This window comes from Arthrobacter sp. LAPM80 (assembly GCF_046736435.1).
In the GTDB taxonomy this organism is placed as follows: Bacteria; Actinomycetota; Actinomycetes; order Actinomycetales; family Micrococcaceae; genus Specibacter.
The window spans coordinates 13,006-31,266 of the sequence record NZ_JBCHVD010000028.1 but is presented as its reverse complement, the minus strand read 5'-3'; the positions used below and the strand labels follow the sequence as shown (position 1 = coordinate 31,266).

15 protein-coding genes are annotated in these 18,261 nt (G+C 62.8%); 8 read left to right on the top strand and 7 right to left on the bottom strand.

Going from position 1 to position 18,261, the window contains the following annotated elements; translation table 11 throughout:
• Positions 1-78: 78 nt before the first annotated feature.
• The 5 genes from AAGW05_RS17680 to gcvT all read right to left on the bottom strand — a co-directional run bounded on the left by AAGW05_RS17680 (position 79) and on the right by gcvT (position 6,966).
• Positions 79-1,332 (bottom strand): RNA polymerase sigma factor, encoded by a 1,254-nt coding sequence (locus tag AAGW05_RS17680; protein ID WP_411805874.1) that lies wholly within the window; start codon positions 1,330-1,332, stop codon positions 79-81.
• Between the two features lie 342 nt (positions 1,333-1,674).
• Entirely contained in the window at positions 1,675-2,949 is a 1,275-nt protein-coding gene (locus AAGW05_RS17675; protein ID WP_411805873.1) for a DUF4192 domain-containing protein, read from the bottom strand.
• Between the two features lie 427 nt (positions 2,950-3,376).
• Positions 3,377-4,735, bottom strand: coding sequence for an MFS transporter (locus AAGW05_RS17670; protein ID WP_411805872.1), 1,359 nt, complete (start codon positions 4,733-4,735; stop codon positions 3,377-3,379).
• Positions 4,736-4,739: 4 nt separating this feature from the next.
• Positions 4,740-5,705 carry a proteasome assembly chaperone family protein gene (locus AAGW05_RS17665; RefSeq protein WP_411805871.1) on the bottom strand — a complete coding sequence of 322 codons (966 nt, stop codon included), beginning with the start codon at positions 5,703-5,705 and terminating at the stop codon, positions 4,740-4,742.
• Positions 5,706-5,832: 127 nt separating this feature from the next.
• Positions 5,833-6,966, bottom strand: coding sequence for a glycine cleavage system aminomethyltransferase GcvT (gcvT, locus tag AAGW05_RS17660; RefSeq protein WP_411805870.1), 1,134 nt, complete (start codon positions 6,964-6,966; stop codon positions 5,833-5,835).
• A 126-nt stretch (positions 6,967-7,092) separates the two neighbouring features.
• Between gcvT and AAGW05_RS17655 the strand changes: the two genes are divergently transcribed.
• The 5 genes from AAGW05_RS17655 (at position 7,093) to AAGW05_RS17635 (ending at position 13,255) form a co-directional block, all read left to right on the top strand.
• A complete protein-coding gene (locus AAGW05_RS17655; protein ID WP_411805869.1) occupies positions 7,093-8,616 on the top strand; it encodes a leucyl aminopeptidase in 1,524 nt (507 codons plus the stop codon).
• 290 nt (positions 8,617-8,906) lie between these two features.
• Positions 8,907-10,289: a dihydrolipoyl dehydrogenase gene (gene lpdA, locus AAGW05_RS17650; RefSeq protein WP_411805868.1), complete on the top strand. Its 1,383-nt coding sequence runs from the start codon at positions 8,907-8,909 to the stop codon at positions 10,287-10,289.
• Positions 10,290-10,430: 141 nt separating this feature from the next.
• Positions 10,431-12,104, top strand: a complete 1,674-nt coding sequence (sucB, locus tag AAGW05_RS17645) for a 2-oxoglutarate dehydrogenase, E2 component, dihydrolipoamide succinyltransferase (protein ID WP_411805867.1) — start codon at positions 10,431-10,433, stop codon at positions 12,102-12,104.
• Between the two features lie 133 nt (positions 12,105-12,237).
• Complete coding sequence (locus AAGW05_RS17640; protein ID WP_411805866.1) at positions 12,238-12,588, top strand: hypothetical protein; 351 nt, start codon at positions 12,238-12,240, stop codon at positions 12,586-12,588.
• A gap of 238 nt (positions 12,589-12,826) precedes the next feature.
• A complete protein-coding gene (locus AAGW05_RS17635) occupies positions 12,827-13,255 on the top strand; it encodes an OsmC family peroxiredoxin (protein ID WP_411805865.1) in 429 nt (142 codons plus the stop codon).
• 78 nt (positions 13,256-13,333) lie between these two features.
• Here the strand turns inward: AAGW05_RS17635 and AAGW05_RS17630 are convergent, their stop codons facing one another.
• Positions 13,334-14,911, bottom strand: a complete 1,578-nt coding sequence (locus tag AAGW05_RS17630) for a serine/threonine-protein kinase (RefSeq protein WP_411805864.1) — start codon at positions 14,909-14,911, stop codon at positions 13,334-13,336.
• A gap of 111 nt (positions 14,912-15,022) precedes the next feature.
• On the opposite strand from AAGW05_RS17630, the gene lipB reads away from it, so the two are divergent.
• The 3 genes from lipB to AAGW05_RS17615 are packed head-to-tail and all read left to right on the top strand — an operon-like array spanning position 15,023 to position 17,547.
• On the top strand, positions 15,023-15,739 hold the full coding sequence (lipB, locus tag AAGW05_RS17625) for a lipoyl(octanoyl) transferase LipB (protein ID WP_411805863.1): 717 nt from the start codon (positions 15,023-15,025) through the stop codon (positions 15,737-15,739).
• The gene (gene lipA / locus AAGW05_RS17620) at positions 15,736-16,752 is read left to right on the top strand and encodes a lipoyl synthase (RefSeq protein ID WP_411805862.1); all 1,017 of its coding nucleotides are present in this window, start codon (positions 15,736-15,738) and stop codon (positions 16,750-16,752) included. Before lipB ends, lipA begins: the two co-directional genes overlap by 4 nt.
• 33 nt (positions 16,753-16,785) lie before the next feature.
• Positions 16,786-17,547, top strand: coding sequence for a DUF4191 domain-containing protein (locus AAGW05_RS17615; RefSeq protein ID WP_411805861.1), 762 nt, complete (start codon positions 16,786-16,788; stop codon positions 17,545-17,547).
• Positions 17,548-17,665: 118 nt separating this feature from the next.
• Here AAGW05_RS17615 and AAGW05_RS17610 read toward each other — a convergent pair whose 3' ends face one another.
• Complete coding sequence (locus tag AAGW05_RS17610) at positions 17,666-18,103, bottom strand: RDD family protein (protein ID WP_411805860.1); 438 nt, start codon at positions 18,101-18,103, stop codon at positions 17,666-17,668.
• Positions 18,104-18,261 lie beyond the last annotated feature (158 nt).

Below are 18,261 nucleotides of genomic sequence, written 5' to 3'. Positions count from 1 at the left end.
CAAAAATGACGCCGCTTGCGGTTTATGACACCGTTTGAAGGGTGTCATAAACCGCAAGCGGCGTCATTTTTGCGGGGACTAGTCCAGGTAGTCGCGCAGGACCTGTGAGCGCGACGGGTGACGCAGCTTGGACATGGTCTTGGATTCGATCTGACGGATGCGCTCACGCGTCACGCCGTAGACCTTGCCGATTTCGTCTAAAGTCTTCGGCTGACCATCGGTCAAACCAAAGCGCATGGCGACAACGCCGGCTTCACGCTCGGACAGTGTGTCAAGAACCGAGTGCAGCTGTTCCTGCAATAAGGTGAACGACACGGCGTCGGCGGGAACAACGGCTTCGGAGTCCTCAATGAGGTCACCGAATTCGGAGTCGCCGTCTTCACCCAGCGGGGTGTGCAGCGAGATGGGCTCGCGGCCGTACTTCTGGACTTCAACAACCTTTTCCGGGGTCATGTCCAATTCCTTGGCCAATTCTTCCGGTGTGGGTTCGCGGCCCAGGTCCTGGAGCATCTGGCGCTGGACACGGGCCAGCTTGTTGATGACTTCCACCATGTGCACGGGGATGCGGATGGTGCGGGCCTGGTCGGCCATGGCGCGGGTGATGGCCTGGCGGATCCACCAGGTGGCGTAGGTGGAGAACTTGAAGCCCTTGGTGTAGTCGAACTTCTCGACTGCACGGATCAGGCCCAGGTTTCCTTCCTGGATCAGGTCAAGGAACAGCATGCCGCGGCCGGTGTAGCGCTTTGCCAGCGAAACAACGAGACGGAGGTTGGCCTCCAGCAGGTGGTTCTTGGCGCGCTTGCCGTCGTGCACGATGCGCTCGAGGTCGCGCTTGAGCTGTGCGTCCATGGCATCGGAGCCGGCGTTGAGCTTCTCGGTGGCAAAAAGACCGGCTTCGATGCGCAGGGCGAGGTCGACTTCCTGCTCGGCGTTAAGCAGGGCGACCTTACCAATTTGCTTCAGGTAATCCTTGACGGGGTCCGCTGTTGCACCGGCGGACATGACCTGCTGGACAGGTGCGTCGTCGTCGTCGGAGTCGGAATAGACAAAACCCGTTCCGGTGGCGACGGGGCGCTCAGGCGCGGCATCGTCCTGATCGTCGTCCTCAACAACGGTCTCGGTTGCGGGCTCGTCTTCTTCCTTGGCCTTGCCGCGTCGTGCGGGGGCAGCTTTTTTCACTGCAGCGGCCGGGGCACCTTCACCAGATGCGGCGGCGGCTGCCTTCTTGGCGGCCACGGTGGCTGCCCGCTTCTGTGCTGGAGTCAGCGGCGCAGCGGCGGGATCTTCGATCTCCTTCGTAGGGGAGACTTTGCTCTTGGCAGTAGCAGACACAGAAAACCTTTCTTACGGCGGTCTGTGGAGTTACCGTCGGGCAACACCACTATGACCCTGTCAAGTCCATGTTGCTTGGCGCACCACGTCTGCTTGGAGGGTCAGAGGGTATAACTCCCTGCGTTGCGGAAATGTTCCCGCCACACCGAAAGCAATTGCCTTCAGGTCCCTTTGTCCAAGCTCAGTCAATGCATCAACACGGACCCAACCGGGTCTCGGCTTCTAGTGTCTCACGGTTTACCGCGTGCACCTTGCCCGGACAAGGGCCTGTCGGGGAAGTTTGTGCGTCAATTCACACGGACCCACTTCCCCCGCCGGGGCTCAACGGCCACCCACCGGCGGCTATGCAGCCTGCCCGTCGGAGCGATCGCCCTGATATCCGCGCCAGGCGGTCTGGGGATCCTTGGCGCATTCTGCGATGTAGCCAACGTTCAACAGTTCCTCCAGCATGCCGGCCAGGCGGTATCCGGGCTGGAATTGCTGGCACGCGATGAAATAGTTTCCCGCCCATGTTCCCCTCCCCTTGCACCACTGGATCCAGCCCAGAAGGCACAGCACGGGCGCCTTGTCTCTACCGTCGGTGGCACGGGCCAGCCATTGCAGCAGCGGCTCGGCACGGTCCAGTCTTGCCCAGTCAGGACCAACCACCTTCCGGCTGTCCACGCCCGTGCCTACCTCGCCGATAAGGATGCTGCTGAAGTCCCTCCCCGCCCGCAGGAAGGCCGTCTCGCTGTTGTCCTCGATGCTGACCACACAGCCTGCAGCCTGATTTCCGCCATACCAGTTGCGCGGCACCTGGACCTGGCCGGTGTCAGGGACAAGGAGCCGCATCCCGATCGCGCCGCCCAACGCGCGTCCTGGATCAATGGCCAGCGCCACGATGACGGCGTCGCGGGCGGTTCCGTCGGCAAGGCTTGCCAGCAGGAAGGCGGCCATGGCGGGATCCGGCGGGTTGGGCCAGCAGCCCAGGCTGAATTCCCAGGCTCCGAGGATGGCGGCAAGCTGCCGGGCGCTGACACCTCCCCCGGCAAACAGCTGGCCCAGGTCGTTGCCGGCAGCGGCCACCCTGGCAGTCAATCCGTCGTCCCTGACCTCGATTAAGTCCTTGATCTGCTCCTTCGGGCTGTCCCCAACCCTGCTTCCACGGAAGATGAACTCAGCATTGATGAAGCTCTCCTTGATGGATGCGTTGTCCTTGCCGGGCCATGGACAACAACCGGCGTCATTGCATTCAAGGCTGCGCCAATGCTCCGGGCCCACGTACCATGAGTCTCTGACGTGCAGCCCACACCCCTCAAAGGCGTCCCGCAATGCGTCGTAGAGATCCGCATGCGGGCAGTCGCCGGGACCGTGCCAGTCACGCCTGCCAAAGATCGCAATCAGGCAACCGTCGGCTCCGCCGTCGCTGGCGAGCTGGCTGGCCGCAATGGCAGCAAAATGTCCGGTTTCGACGGCGTCTTCCGGCGGCAGGTCCAACCGCATGGTGGCCCGCAGGCGCTTGCCGCCCATGCCGATGCACACGACGCTGTCCTCAGGCCAGTACCCCACCATGTGGGGAATGAATGCCAGGAGATCCTCACCGGCACTGACTCGTATCTTGTCTATTTGTTTTCTCATGCCCCAAGGGTGTCGCGTGGGGGTTCACGAAAAAAGACCACTTTGGCGAAAACGCGAAATCTGTGGATAACGGGCTCATTGTGCCGCATGAAAGCCGCGCATTCCCTCAACGGTGCCGTACGGCGCAGCGTCCGCAACACGTCAGTTGGTGATTGTTCCGTAGCGGGAACTCTTCAGGGACGGGTCATTCTTCGGATGTGGATGTCAGAACCCGGCTCGTTCGCCGAAAGTCGCGGACCAGCAACCGGTTCCGGAACTCGCGTAGGTTCTTGACCTGGAGAGTATCGCTGCCTTGCGGCTATTTGGCGGCGCGCCATCTCTCCGGCTTTGGCGCCGCATCCTGCCAGGCACCGCCTCCGGCTCGTGCATCAAGGGGTGAATTTTGACCCTATTCGGGACAGTATGTGGGGCCCGCTCCACAGCCCGTTTAGCCCTTGCGCGCCTCCCTCTGGTCCTTCAACTCCTCCTTGAATTGGCGGCGCCTGCGCCTGTTATCGGCTATGACATCGCGCAATGGCGGAACGATCTCCCCGCGTTCTGCCATGATGGCCCTCACCTTGCGACGCGAGGCGATGACGGCGCCGATGCCGATGCCGAGCACCAGGAACTGGAAGGAGAAGGCCACCCGGAACGAATCAAGTGAATACAGCCCGTCGGGGGAAAAGCCGAAGGTGTGCAGCAGGTCAAGGATCACGCCGATCAAGTACATCGTGACCAGGGCTGCAAAGAACCCGCCGACATTCACAATTCCGGTGGCTGTTCCGATCCTGTGGGACGGGTTGAAGGTCCTGGCGAAGTCGAAGGCGATCATCGAGGCGGGCCCGCCAATGGCAAGGACAAGGATCAGGACCACCAGCAGCCATACCGGCGAGGGCCCCGAATGCAGGAGCACCGCCGCCCAGGCAGCCACCGTTGCAAAGGTCACGGCAAGCACCATGGTTGAGCGGCGCAGCGGGTGGCGGCCCACCCAGCTGCCAAGAAACGGTCCGCAAACAATCCCGACCACGACAAACAGGCTCAGCAGCACACTGGCCGTGGCCGGGTCCAGGCCTTGGCCCGAAACGAGGAAGGGGTAACCCCAGGTGAGGACGAAGACAGTGCCGCTGAATTGGGTGGCGAAGTGGGTCCACATACCCAGCCGGGTGCCGGGCTGGCGCCAGGCCGTTGCCAGGTCAGATCCCGTGTCCTTGATGCCGCTCCTGGCCGGTAGTGGTGGCGCGTCTGCCGGTGCGTTGCGAAGCAGTGCCGCCGACAACACGCAGGACAGCACGCCCAGCGCGGCAAGCCCGGCAAAGGCTGGGCTCCAGCCGGCGGCGTGCAGCACAAAGGCGAAAGGAACGAGGCTGATGAGCTGGCCAAACTGGCCAAGCTGCCCTGTCAGCTGTGTCAGGACGGGCACCCGCCGCGAAGGGAACCACAGCGGGATCAGGCGGATGACAGCGATAAAGGTCATGGCGTCGCCAGCGCCGACAAAAACCCTCCCCACCACCCCGCCCGGGACGGTCGTTGCCGCCGCCAGCTGTAGCTGGCCCACGGCCATCAGTGCGGCGCCGGTGGCAATCATGACCCGCGGTCCAAACCTGTCCACGAGAACGCCAACAGGGATCTGAAGCCCGGCGTACACCATCAACTGGATGACGGTGAAGGCCGACAGCGCCGACGCCGTGGCACCAAACCGCTCGGTCGCCACTAACCCGGCGACGCCAAAGGACGTTCTATGGGTGATGGCCACCAGATAGGCAAATACCCCAATACCCCACACCAACCACGCTCGTCTGCTATCCACCGTACTAGCCTATGTCAGTGCCGTCTTCTCCTTGGGGTCCGGAGTCGCGGCTGGCCAGGTACGCCTCGACGGCTGCACCCAACTCGTCGGCGCCGGGCAGTTCGTCGTTGTCCCCGGCCAGCAGCGAGCGGCGCGCGCTGCCTTCGGTGTGTTCGTCGTACTGCTTCTCGAGGCTTGCCACCACTGTTGCCACTTCGCTGGACCCTTCAACCTGTTCGGTGATTTGGCGTTCCACGGCCCGGCCGGCTTCGCGAAGCCGTTCGCTGGGCAGCATCAAGGAGGCAGCGGCACCGAGGTATTCCAGGCCGGCGACGGCGGCAGGCGGGTACTCGGCGTCGGACAGGTAATGGGGCACGTGGATGGCATAACCCACCACGTTGCGCCCTGCCGCGGCGAGCTTGTATTCAAGCACATGACCCACAGCCGCCGGGATCTCCATGGTGGCCTTCCACGCCGAGATGCCCTCGATCAAATCCGGGCGGTTCCCGTGCACTGTCGCCCCAATGGGACGGGTGTGTGGGACGGGCATGGGCACCGAATGAACCCAGGCCACCAGATTGATGTCGAAGAGCTCAACGAGGCCAAGCACTGCGAGGCTGAACCGTTCCCACTGGAGGTCCGGTTCGCTGCCGCACAGGTACAGGAAGGGGGTCCCGAGGGCATCGACCATGCGGTAGAGCACCAGCGACGGCGCTCTGTAGTCGCTGAGGTGGTCCTCGGTGAACGTGATGCGGGGACGGCGTGAGCGGTAGTCAATGAGCTGGTCGATGTCGAAAACCGCAACCGGCTCCCCTGCCAGCTGTTCCTTGAGTTCGCCGGAAATCTGCGTGACAACGTGGCCTGCATCGGAGAACCCGGTGAAGGCCATCAGCATATTGGACCCCCGCAAATCCTCGGCGGCGATCAGCTCTTCATTGAGGGCATAGAGGGTCTCGGGGGCGTGAAAGGGTGTGTACTCGGTGATATTCATGGTTTCCTCAGCAACGTGCTTCTCTGAACACCACAACACCGCAGGCGCCCCGATCATTCCGCACCCGATGGTGATGGGGTGCGGCGGAACTGCCTGCGGTGCTCCTGTGGCGTGTTCGGCGGATCCCCTACGCCTTGACGTTGACCTGCACGAACGGCGGCTTGACGACTGTGACGCCCAGGCGCCGGCCGCGGATGTCAAGTGCCAGCTGGTCCCCCAGCTGGACTGCCGGGTCAACCAGGGCAAGTGCGACGCCGTTGCCCAGGGTGGGCGAGAATGTTCCGGAGGTGGTGTTCCCCACATGGTTTCCATTGGCGTCGAGGACGGCAACGTCCGCCCTGGGCACCCCACGGTCGGTGGCCAGCAGCCCAACGGACTTGCGCGGGGCGCCGTCGGATTTTTGCGCGATGAGTGCATCCCTGCCCCAGAAGGCTTCCTTCTTCCAGCCCACGGCCCAGCCCACGCCTGCCTCGAGCGCGGTGATGTCGGTGGAGAGTTCATGACCGTGCAGAGCGTAGCCCATCTCGGTGCGCAACGTGTCGCGTGCACCCAGTCCGGCGGCCCGGCCGCCAACGTCCGCAACAGCCGCGGCAAGTGTGCCCCAAACAAGGGCGGCATCCTTCCACTGCGGCACTACTTCGTAGCCGAGCTCACCGGTGTATCCGGTGCGGCAGACCGTCAAGGTAACCTCGGTGCCGGCGATGACAACCGTGGCGTCCACGAAGGACATGTAGACGGCGGGCTGCGGCAGTCCGACGGCCTCCATGACGGCGTTGGCCGCAGGCCCCTGGACGGCAAACACACCAAAGTCGCGGTGCAGGTTCAGGATGTCCAGCTCGGCACCCTCGGCCGCACGGGCAGTTTCCAGCGCGGCAACCACTGCCGTGGTGTTGGCGGCGTTGGGGATCAGGAACAGCTCATCGTCGGCCCGCAGGTAGGCGATGAGGTCATCGGTGACGGTGCCCGATTCGGTCAGGGCCAGGGTGTACTGGGCACTGCCGGGGGTGATCTTGGTCAAATCGTTCGAGAGGCAGCGGTTGGCGAAGTCAACCGCACCGGCACCGCGGATCGCAGCCTTCCCCAGGTGCGAGACGTCAAAAAGGCCAACCGAGGTGCGAACTGCCGTGTGCTCGGCAACCACCCCTCCGCCGTCGTACTGCAGCGGCATCAGCCAGCCGCCAAACTCGGCCATCTTTGCGCCGTGGTCAACGTGCCACTGGTGCAGGGGTCCTTGCAGGAGTACTTCGGTATTTTCGTTCATGGCTCATACGGTACCGCAGGCGGGCTTTTCGGCGCTCCACGCGGCAGGCATTTGAGAGGGGTTGGGGTTACGATCGAAGGCAGCTACCTACGTTTATCAATACCCCACAGTAAGGACCGTATTTCAGTGAGTGCGAAAGAAAACATCAGCGTCCGCGTCATCAGCACCGGCTTGGCAAAGGTTTCAGCCGACGCCCTTGTCATCGCCGTCAGCAAGGGAGCAGACGGCCCGGCACTCCTTGAGGCGCCCCTCTCCGCCGGGGCGCTTGCCTCCCTCAATGCCTCCCTTGCCGCCCTGGGTGTCACCGGCGCTGCCGATCAGATCCTCCGTCTGCCCGGCCTGCCAGAAACAGGCGCGAAGATCCTGGTCCTGGCCGGCGTCGGCGCCGTCAAGGACCAGGCCGTCAGCGATGAGGCCCTGCGCCGCACCGCGGGGGCGGCAGTCCGCCAGCTCGCCGGTCTGGCGCACGTCCTGTTTGCCATTCCGACGACGTCGGTGGCGCAGGTTGCCGCGCTTGCCGAAGGTGCCGCCCTGGGCGCGTACCAGTACGCCAGCCTGCACTCAAGCACCAAGGGCCGCAAGGACCCTGTGTCCAAGGTCACCATCCACTCGACGTTGGCGAAGGATCCCGAACTGGCAGCGGCCCTGGAGCGCGCTTCGGTGGTGGCCAAGGCTGTCAACGCGACCCGCACCCTTGTGAACGAGCCGCCCAGCGTCTTGTATCCCTCCACCTTTGCCGATGCCGCCAAGGACCTGGCCAAGGGCCTGCCCGTGAAGGTGACGGTCTTCGATGAAAAGAAGCTCCTCAAGGACGGTTATGGGGGCATCATGGGCGTCGGCCAGGGCTCGTCGCGACCGCCGCGCATGGTCAAGGTCGAATACAAGTCGGAAAAGGCAGTGGCAGACCTCGCCCTTGTCGGCAAGGGCATCACCTTTGACAGCGGTGGCATTTCCATCAAGCCCGGCGCCGGCATGGTCACCATGAAGTGCGACATGGCAGGTGCCGCTGCAGTCCTGAACACGGTTTTGGCCGTGGCCGACCTTGGTCTGCCCGTCAACGTCACCGGCTGGCTCTGCATTGCCGAGAACATGCCCTCGGGCACGGCCATCCGCCCTTCGGATGTCCTGACAATCTTTGGCGGCAAGACAGTGGAGGTCCTGAACACCGACGCCGAGGGCCGACTGGTCATGGCCGACGGCCTCGTGGCCGCGTCCCAGGAATTCCCGGACGTCATCATCGACGTCGCCACCTTGACGGGGGCACAGGTGGTGGCACTTGGCCACCGCACCGCAGGCGTCATGGGAGATGAGGGCGTCAGCGCTGCCTTGAAGGCAGCAGCCGACAGGGCCGGTGAGCTTGTCTGGCCCATGCCGCTGCCCGAGGAACTGCGCCCGTCGCTGGACTCCCCCGTAGCGGACATGGCAAACATCGGCGAACGCATGGGTGGCATGATGACCGCCGCAGTGTTCCTGCAGGAATTCATTGGCAAGGGCAAGGATGGAGAAACCATCCCCTGGGCCCACCTTGACATCGCCGGCCCCGCCTTCAACGAGAGTGCCCCCTACGGCTACACGCCCAAGCAGGGCACGGGCATGGCCGTGCGCACGCTGGTTGCCTACGTTGAGGACGTTGTGGCCCGCAGCGCCTAGTCCACCGAGGAATTAATACTGCGGCGCAATCCACTCCCGCTCGGCCGGGAAAGGATCGCGCCGCAGTTTTGACCGCCGTCACCACAAAGTGAGTATGACCACATTCGCCTTTAGTGTGACACCTGTGACGGCGCAGCGTGGAACAACTGACGTATGGTGAATGCTGAAAGTATTTGTCTTTGACCGACGGAAGTCAGGCATTCCTCAGGGGATGCACAGGCTTCTCTCAATAATTGATGAGATGACGCGCCGACAATGAGCGCGTCACCCGAACGCGAGGGAGCGTCTACGTGGCCGAACAGGCAGCTGGGCAAGAATTCGACATTTTGGTTCTGGGCGGTGGCAGCGGCGGATACGCAACTGCACTGCGCGCAGTCCAACTGGGCATGACCGTTGGTCTTGTGGAGAAGGGCAAGTTGGGCGGCACCTGCCTGCACAACGGCTGCATCCCCACCAAGGCTCTGCTGCATGCAGCCGAGGTAGCCGACCACGCTCGCGAAGGCGCCTCCATTGGCGTCAACAGCCAGCTCAACGGCATTGACCTGGTGGCTGTCAACAAGTACAAGGACGGCATCATTGCCGGCAAGTACAAGGGTTTGCAGGGCCTCATCAAGGGCAAGGGCATCACCGTCATCGACGGCGAGGGCAAGCTCACAGCAGCCAACACCATCACGGTGAACGGCGTGAACTACACAGGCAAGAACATTGTTCTGGCCACCGGTTCATACTCCCGCAGCCTGCCCGGTTTGGAAATCGGCGGCAAGGTCATCACCTCCGACGAAGCCTTGGGCATGGAAACCCTGCCCAAGAGCGCAATCGTGCTCGGTGGCGGCGTCATCGGCGTCGAATTTGCTTCCGTCTGGAAGTCCTTCGGGGTAGACGTCACCATCATTGAAGGTATGGCCTCCTTGGTTCCCAACGAAGATGCCGCCATCATCAAGGTGCTCGAGCGCACCTTCCGCAAGCGCGGGATCAAGTTCAACACCGGCACCTTCTTCCAAGGGGTTGAGCAGACTAACGACGGCGTTAAGGCCACCTTGGTCGATGGCAAGACGTTTGAAGCTGAGCTGATGCTTGTGGCTGTTGGCCGAGGCCCGTCCACCGCAGGCATGGGCTTTGAAGACGCCGGCGTCACCGTTGACCGCGGCTTCGTCATCACCAACGACCGCCTGCACACCGGCGTCGGTAACATCTACGCCGTGGGCGACATTGTCCCTGGCATTCAGCTGGCACACCGCGGCTTCCAGCAGGGCATCTTCGTTGCCGAGGAAATCGCCGGCATGAACCCGGTGATTGTTGAAGACATCAACATTCCCAAGGTCACATACTGTGACCCGGAAATTGCCTCGGTGGGCTTGAATGAGAAGCAGGCCAAGGAAAAATTTGGTGATGCCAACGTTGAAACCACCGAGTACAACCTGGCCGGCAACGGCAAGAGCGCCATCCTGGGCACCGGCGGCATCATCAAGTTCGTTCGCGAAAAGGACGGCCCCGTTGTAGGCGTTCACATGATCGGCAGCCACATTGGCGAGCAGATCGGTGAAGCACAGCTCATCGTGAACTGGGAAGCGTACCCCGAGGACATTGCAGGCCTCATCCACGCACACCCCACACAGAACGAAGCCCTTGGAGAAGCAGCGATGGCCCTGGCCGGTCGCCCGCTCCACGGCTAGCAGCACCTTTATTTAGTGCACCCGGCCCACGTGCCGGGTGCACTAAGCTACAAACCAAACTTATTCTAAGAAATTTCGTCGCAGATGCACCTTGTGCACCATGAGCGAAATGCACTGCACAAGAAGGAGAACGGGGACACCATGTCTGAATCCGTGAACTTGCCCGCCTTGGGTGAAAGCGTCACCGAAGGCACCGTAACTCGATGGCTGAAGCAGGTTGGGGACCGCGTCGAAGTGGACGAGCCCCTGCTGGAAGTTTCAACCGACAAGGTTGACACCGAGATCCCGTCACCCTTCGCCGGCATCCTGGAAGAAATCCTCGTACCCGAGGACGAGACCGCCGAAGTGGGCGCCACCCTTGCCCGCATCGGAACCGGAGCAGCCGCATCCGCCTCAGCACCGGCCCCCGCAGCTGAAGCGCCCGCCCCGGTTGACGCCCCTGCCGCACCGGCAGCAGCTCCGGCTGCCGCACCGGCTGCCGCTCCGGCAGGCGACTCTCACGAGCTGGTTCTGCCCGCACTGGGCGAATCGGTCACCGAGGGCACCGTGACCCGCTGGTTGAAGGCCGTTGGCGACACCGTCGAAATCGATGAGCCGCTCCTGGAGGTCTCCACCGACAAGGTCGACACCGAGATCCCCTCCCCCGTGGCCGGAGTCCTGCTGGAAATCCGTGTGCCGGAAGACGAGACCGCTGAAGTGGGTGGCGTCCTGGCACTGATCGGTTCCGCCGCTGCAGCCCCGGCTCCCGCTGCTGCTCCGGCTGCCGTCGCTGAACCTGTTGCTGCTCCGGCACCCGTTGCTGAACCCGTAGCCGCACCGGCTCCCGTTGCCGCACCGGTGGCAGCTCCTGCTCCCGTTGCAGCTCCGGCACCGGTTGCAGCTCCTGTTGCAGCAGCCGAGTCCAACTACGTGACCCCCCTGGTCCGCAAGCTGGCCAAGGCACACAACGTTGACATCGCCACCGTCACCGGTTCAGGTGTTGGTGGACGCATCCGCAAGGAAGACGTCGTCGCAGCAGCCGAGGCCGCCAAGGTTGTTGCCGCACCGGCAGCGCCCGCAACAAAGTCGGCCCCCGCCGTCGTGCCTTCGGCATTGCGCGGCACCACTGTCAAGGCCCCCCGCATCCGCCAGGTCATCGCCCGCCGCATGCGCGAGTCCCTCGAAGCCTCCACGCAGCTCACCCAGGTGCACGAGATCGACATGACGCGCATCGTCAAGCTGCGCACCAAGGCAAAGGACGGCTTCGCGGCCACCAACGGCACCAAGCTGACCTACCTGCCCTTCATTGCAAAGGCCGTCACCGAGGCGCTCAAGCAGCACCCCTCGGTCAATGGCGAGTACAACGAAGAAACCCAGATGATCACCTACCACAACGCCGAGCACCTGGCGATTGCGGTTGACACCGACAAGGGCCTGCTGGTTCCCGTCATCGCCAACGCGGGCGATCTGAACCTCGCAGGCCTGGCCGGCAAGATCGCCGATGTTGCCTCACGCACCCGCAGCGGCAAGATCGGTCCGGATGAGCTCTCCGGCGGCACGTTCTCGATCACGAACATCGGTTCGGTTGGCGCACTGTTCGACACCCCCATCATCAACCAGCCCAACGTTGCCATCCTCGGCACCGGCGCGATCGTCAAGCGCGCAGTGGTTGTAACCGATGCTGACGGTGACGACACCATCGCCATCCGCCACATGATGTACCTGTGCCTGACGTACGACCACCGCCTGGTGGACGGCGCGGACGCCGGTCGCTTCCTGCAAACCTTGAAGGCCCGCCTGGAAGCTGGCGCGTTTGAGTCTGACCTCGGCCTGTAAGTAGTTCTTTAGGCTGAAGCACGACGGCGGTGGGTGACGTGGGATTTCCCAGTCACCGGCCGCCGTCGTTATGTCCGGCACATAAGGCACGCCTTAATAGACACTCTGTCACCAAATTGACTACGCTGAGTGTATGGACTTTTTACGCTTAGTGCTTGTATTTTTGCATATCCTTGGTGCCGCCGCGATTGTGGGCGGCTGGCTTGCCGCCTTCAAGAGCCCCACCGTCACCCAGTGGCAGTGGATCGGAGCCCTTGTCCAGCTCATCACCGGCTTGTTGCTGGTGGGCCTGATTGAGATGGACGGCGGGGGCCTGAACCACTTCAAGATCGGCGTGAAGCTGCTGATCGCCCTGGTGGTTGCCGTGGCAGCCTTCATAGGCCGCCGCAAGGTCAAGAACAACCAGAATGTCTCCAAGGGTCTGGCCCACGCCGTGGGCGGTATGGCGTTCATCAACATTGCCGTGGCTGTTTTCTGGGTCTAGGGACGCGGTTTTCGCGCATCATCGCATCTTCCCCGCTTGTTCGTGGTTCTACATCCACGAACAAGCGGGGAAGGTGCGTTTTTGGCTTAATGCACACCGCTTTGTGACACGTTAGGCTAGTTTTTGTCAGATGGAATTTGAATTCCATTCACACCCTGCCGCTCAAACGCATATGGTTGGTGTGTGTGCCATGGAATGCCATGGCACACACACCTCTCATTTTTTCTAAGGAGTTAACATGGCAACAACTCGCAACGCCCATGCAGGCTGGGTCGGCGACCTTCCCACCGGAGCCGGGCAGGTCACCTTGGACAGCTCCGAACTGGGCACCTATGACATCACCTGGAAGGCACGCGCCGAAGCTGCCGAGGGCAAGACCAGCCCCGAGGAACTCATTGCGGCCGCCCACGCTTCCTGCTTCGCTATGGCGTTCTCCAATGAACTCAGCACTGCCGGCCACGCAGCCGAGTACGTAAACACCAGCGCCGCAGTGACGTTCGTGCCCGGCACCGGCATCACCACCAGCCACCTGACCTTGGCAACCAAGATTCCCGGCATCAGCCAGGAAGACTTCGACACCATTGCCAACGCAGCCAAGGCCGGCTGCCCCGTATCAGCAGCCCTGGCAGGCATCGAGATCACCCTCGAGGCAACGCTGGAGGCATAGTCCCCAAATCCTCCCCCAGGGACGGACGCGGGCCCAAGAACACTGACAATAGGTGGCAGCCGCTTCGGCGGCTGCCACCTATTGCGCATCCACCGCCAGAATTTGCTGGATCTGCCACCTGGAATCCTCACGCACCATGACAATGGTCAGCTCCTGGCTCTGTTCCTGGGTTTGCGTGTGGACATTCGCTCCCGCCGCGTCCTGCTCGGCAAAGGGGCTTGTGGTGACGGTGGCTCGCACGGTTGCCAGCGGTCGGACTGAAGGACCTGGATCACCGGTTTCCGTCGCCCCCACGTAGTCGGTTCCCGCGTGTGAAATACCGGTGTCAAGACCGGTCAGGGTGTGTCCGCGATCTTTGAGTTCCTGCACCACTTGTTGGTCTGCCTTGAAGGCTGCCGAACCCGGTGCGTTGACCTTTGCCAGCAGCCCGGCGTCGGCGTTGGACAACGCGTACGAACGGACCCACGCCAGGGCAGGCAGTGCGACAACGGGGTCGTGGTCGGCCAGGTCCTTTTGTATCCCCGCCGGCAGTGCCGCGGCCCACGGCAAGGACACCTCCGCCGTCGTTGCGGGAGCAATGCCCACCGCGCTGGAGTCGCTCCACCCTGCCTTGACGAGCAGGAAACCCCAACAGGCAAGCACCACGGCTAAAGCCGCCAAGGCTGATGCGACAGCCGTCGCGCTCCGCCGGTTCCACAGCTGCCATGATTTCGCGGGCGCGCTCCCCCACAACAATCCCAGCTTCCCCGCCCGACGACCGCCGCGCCGCGCCTTCGCGTCCTTGCGGGTCAACAGCTCAGGCAGCACGCTTGGGTGCACTGCGTTTCCCAGGGCGACGGGTTCGGCCCTGGCGCTGCGAAAAATTGCCTGCGCAAAAGCAGCTGCGGTGGGCCGCCGGGCTGCGACCTCATTGAGCCCGGCCTCAAGAGCCGCGACAAGTTCGGGCGGCACATCCTGCACAAAGGTGCCCAACGGCAGGCGGTCCCGGGTGGCCGGGGCGGCCTGCCCCGTCAGCGCAAACCAGCCAACGGCCGCAAGGGCGTATACGTCGGCAGCCTCATCCCGCACACTGTCAGCCGCGCAGTAGAAGCCGGGGGTGCCGGCCAGTGGTTCGGCTGGCTGGCCCAACAGGCGCCCAAGGCCAAAATCCGACAACAGGGGTTTCCCTGCCGCACTGAGCAGGACGTTTCCCGGTGACACGTCGCCGTGGACGGCACCCCTGCCATGAAGGAAGGACAGGACCTGCCCCATGGGCGTCAGCACTGTGACCGCCTCCCCCACTGTCAGCGGACCCTTTGCACGGACTATTTGGGCCAGGGATCCTCCCGCGGCATGGTCCATGAGCAGCACCCGGGAGCCGACGTCGTCCACCACGATGGAATGCACCGGGATCAGGTGCTCGTGCCGGAACTGGGTCAGGATCTGCCATTCCCGTGTGACGTGGCTTTCATTGTTACGAAAAGTGCCATCGACAGATTCACCGCCAACGACACCGGCAGGGTGCGCAAGAACTTTGGCCGCAACGGGGGCCGAACCGTCCCGTGGCGCCATGAGCCACACCCTCCCCTGGGCGCCACTGCCCAGACTGCGAACAGGATCGTGGCCCGGAATTGATGGCGGCGGGTTCTCCGGACTGTCGGGACTGAAAGTATTCATAGAACAAGTAATAGTCCCGTTCGTTCTTTTCCGCTTGAAGTTATCCACAGGCAGGCGCTGTCCACGCATTTCTGATTTAGGCGAACATGCAACGTCCTCTAAAGTGGCCCTATGAGTCTTCAGTTCACCGAACTCGGGTTTGCCCCGAACTTTACCGACTACATGGGCGCCTGGGATCTGCAACGGTCCATCCACGCCTCCGTCGTGGCCGGCGACACCCCCAACACCGCCCTGCTTCTTGAACACGCGGCCGTCTACACGGCCGGCAAGCGCACGGAGGACCACGAACGCCCCTTCGACGGAACGCCGGTGGTCAATGTTGACCGCGGCGGAAAACTCACGTGGCACGGGCCCGGTCAATTGGTCATGTACCCGATCGTGCGCCTCTCCGACGCCCACGGCATCCGCGCCTACGTGCACGCCCTTGAGGACATCATCATTGACGTCCTCGCCCACTACGGGGTCGACGGCGTCCGCGTGGACGGGCGTGCCGGAATCTGGCTCCTGGCCGATGACAAGGGCGGGGACCGGAAGATCGCCGCCATCGGCATCAGGGTCCACGACGGCGTGACCATGCACGGCATCGCCATCAATGCCAACAACGACCTGGCCCCCTATGCGCAGATCATTGCCTGCGGCATCCAGGACGCAGGCACCACCACCCTTGAGGCCGAAACCGGCCTTGCCATATCACCCCGGGATCTGGCCCCGCTGGTCAAAGACGCCACTGGCCGGATCCTTGCACCACTGATCACCGAGATTCTGCCTGTTCAGGCATCAACCGCCGGCATCGCGGAAGCGCCCCGGTCAGAAGGAGCACTGCTGTGACGTTGGCACCCGAAGGACGCAAGCTGCTGCGCATTGAACAGCGAAATGCCGCGGTCCCGGTTGAGCGCAAGCCCGACTGGATGAAGGCCAAGGTCTCCATGGGCACCGAGTACATCGCCATGAAGAACCTGGTCAAGGGACAGGGCCTGCACACGGTCTGCGAAGAAGCAGGCTGCCCGAACATTTTCGAGTGCTGGGAAGACCGCGAGGCCACGTTCCTGATCGGTGGTTCGGAGTGCACCCGCCGCTGTGACTTCTGCCAGATTGACACCGGCAAGCCCTCGCCCATCGACATGTTTGAGCCGACCAAGGTTGCCCAATCGGTCGTGAAGATGAACCTGCGCTACGCAACCGTCACCGGCGTCGCCCGCGATGACCTCGCCGATGAGGGCGTCTGGCTCTATGCCGAGACGGTGCGCAAGATCCACGAGCTGAACCCGAACACCGGCGTCGAACTTCTCATCCCCGACTTCTCCGGCAAGCCCGAGAACATTGCGGCAATCTGCGAATCCAAGCCCGAGGTTTTCGCCCACAACGTCGAGACCGTCCCGCGCATCTTCAAGCGCATCCGCCCCGCCTTCCGCTACGACCGTTCCCTTGACGTCATTTCGCAGGGCCGCGATGCGGGCATGGTCACCAAGTCGAACCTGATCCTTGGCATGGGCGAGACCCGCGAGGAGATCTCCCAGGCGCTGGTTGACCTGCACGACGCCGGGACCGACCTGATCACGATCACCCAGTACCTGCGCCCCTCCGAACGCCACCTGCCGGTGGACCGCTGGGTCAAGCCGCAGGAATTCGTTGAACTGTCCCAGGAAGCGGAGGACATTGGCTTCCTCGGCGTCATGAGCGGCCCGCTGGTCCGGTCCTCCTATCGTGCCGGACGCCTGTGGGCCACCGCCATGCGCAAGAAGGGTCTTGACATCCCCGAACACCTCGCGCACATCGCCGAGGGCATCGAGGATTCCGGCCACACACGGCAGGAAGCCGCGTCCCTGATCGCCGCACAATAACTTTTCACCAATACCCGCTAGAATTGACTTACTATGGCCAAATCCACTGACTCCGCAAACAGCAACGCTGACGAAACCAAGCGTTCCCTCTTTTCCCGCAAGCCCAAGGCTGTGAAGTCCAAGAAGCCCGGCCGCCTCAAGCAAATGGTGGACATCTTCAAGATGACCCGCCGCCACGACCCCATGGTCACATGGTTGATGCTGGGTGCGTTCCTTGGGCTGATCCTGGTTGCCATGGTGGTGACACTTCTGGTGTCCCCGGGAAACTGGATCACCGGCTTGCTTCTGGGCATCCCGCTGGGTCTGCTTGCAGCGCTGTTGATCATGTCCCGCCGCGCGGAGCGTGCAGCCTATTCCCAGATTGAGGGCAAGGCCGGTGCCGCAGGCGCAGCCTTGAGCTCGCTGAGGAAGGGCTGGATCTTTGATGAGCAGCCTGCATCGGTGAACCCGCGCACGCAGGACGTCGTCTTCCGGGCCATCGGCAAGCCGGGCATCGTCCTGGTGACAGAGGGTCCCTCAAACCGGGTCAAGGGTCTGGTTGATGCAGAACGACGCCGTTTGAACAGGATTCTGCCCAACGTCACGGTCACGGTCATCGAGACCGGCAAGGCCGAGGGCCAGGTGCCCATCGCCAAGCTCACCAAGAAGATGGGCAAGCTCAAGGGCGAGCTCACCAAGGTCGAGGTCAGCGCCGTCAACAAGCGCATCTCCTCCATGGGAAACAAGTTGCCCATTCCGAAGGGCATCGACCCCTATAAGGCACGTCCCGACCGCAAGGCGTCACGCGGACGCTAAGTCGGCGGGCACCACATTGACAGTGGAAAGGCCCGGCAGGAATTATCCTGCCGGGCCTTTCCACGTCTTGATCCCGATTCCACCCGCATTAGCTGCTGTTTCAAAAGGGGGGTACGGGTTAGCGGCGGACCAGGATGGTCTTCATCGCCTTGTCGTGCAGGCCGCGATGGTCGGGGTCCATGATGATCACGGGGATCACCAGGCACAAAAGCACGGCGCGAACCACGCCTGCCAACAACCCTGGACGGCCGCCGTCGAGCGTTGTCACCTGGATGCCCATGACCCTGTGCCCGACGCTGTAGCCAAGGGTTCCGACGAGAACCATCTGTTCGGCCGCGAAGATGGCAAGGATCGCGTTGGGATTGGCGTCGAAGAATGCAATCGCAATTAGGTAGGACAGGCCCCAGTCGATGCAGATCGCCAGGATTCTCCGTCCCGCACGTGCCATGGAGCCGCGGCCGGAATCGGGCAGGCCCAACCGCTCGCCGGGAAATTTGGATATATTTGAAGTGTCCGGCCCACTGAGCCACGAACCTATGTCTTTACGATCTACCACCCCTCAAGCCTACCGTTGCGGGCCAATAGCCGGGCACCGCAGCAACCAGGAGGCTTTGTAATGTGCCGGAAACATTTCGGACACGGTGGAGTAATGGCCATGTTCTAGGCTTGATTCAGAAGCACAGGCACGAAGGCCGCACCAAGCCGGCCAACATT

Bases quoted from the DNA above. Each gene is read 5' to 3' on its own strand.
- AAGW05_RS17675 (WP_411805873.1), bottom strand. From the start codon at position 2,949: ATGAGAAAACAAATAGACAAGATACGAGTCAGTGCCGGTGAGGATCTC.
- AAGW05_RS17665 (WP_411805871.1), bottom strand. From the start codon at position 5,705: ATGAATATCACCGAGTACACACCCTTTCACGCCCCCGAGACCCTCTAT.
- gcvT (WP_411805870.1), bottom strand. From the start codon at position 6,966: ATGAACGAAAATACCGAAGTACTCCTGCAAGGACCCCTGCACCAGTGG.
- sucB (WP_411805867.1), top strand. From the start codon at position 10,431: ATGTCTGAATCCGTGAACTTGCCCGCCTTGGGTGAAAGCGTCACCGAA.
- AAGW05_RS17640 (WP_411805866.1), top strand. From the start codon at position 12,238: ATGGACTTTTTACGCTTAGTGCTTGTATTTTTGCATATCCTTGGTGCC.
- AAGW05_RS17635 (WP_411805865.1), top strand. From the start codon at position 12,827: ATGGCAACAACTCGCAACGCCCATGCAGGCTGGGTCGGCGACCTTCCC.
- AAGW05_RS17630 (WP_411805864.1), bottom strand. From the start codon at position 14,911: ATGAATACTTTCAGTCCCGACAGTCCGGAGAACCCGCCGCCATCAATT.
- lipB (WP_411805863.1), top strand. From the start codon at position 15,023: ATGAGTCTTCAGTTCACCGAACTCGGGTTTGCCCCGAACTTTACCGAC.
- AAGW05_RS17615 (WP_411805861.1), top strand. From the start codon at position 16,786: ATGGCCAAATCCACTGACTCCGCAAACAGCAACGCTGACGAAACCAAG.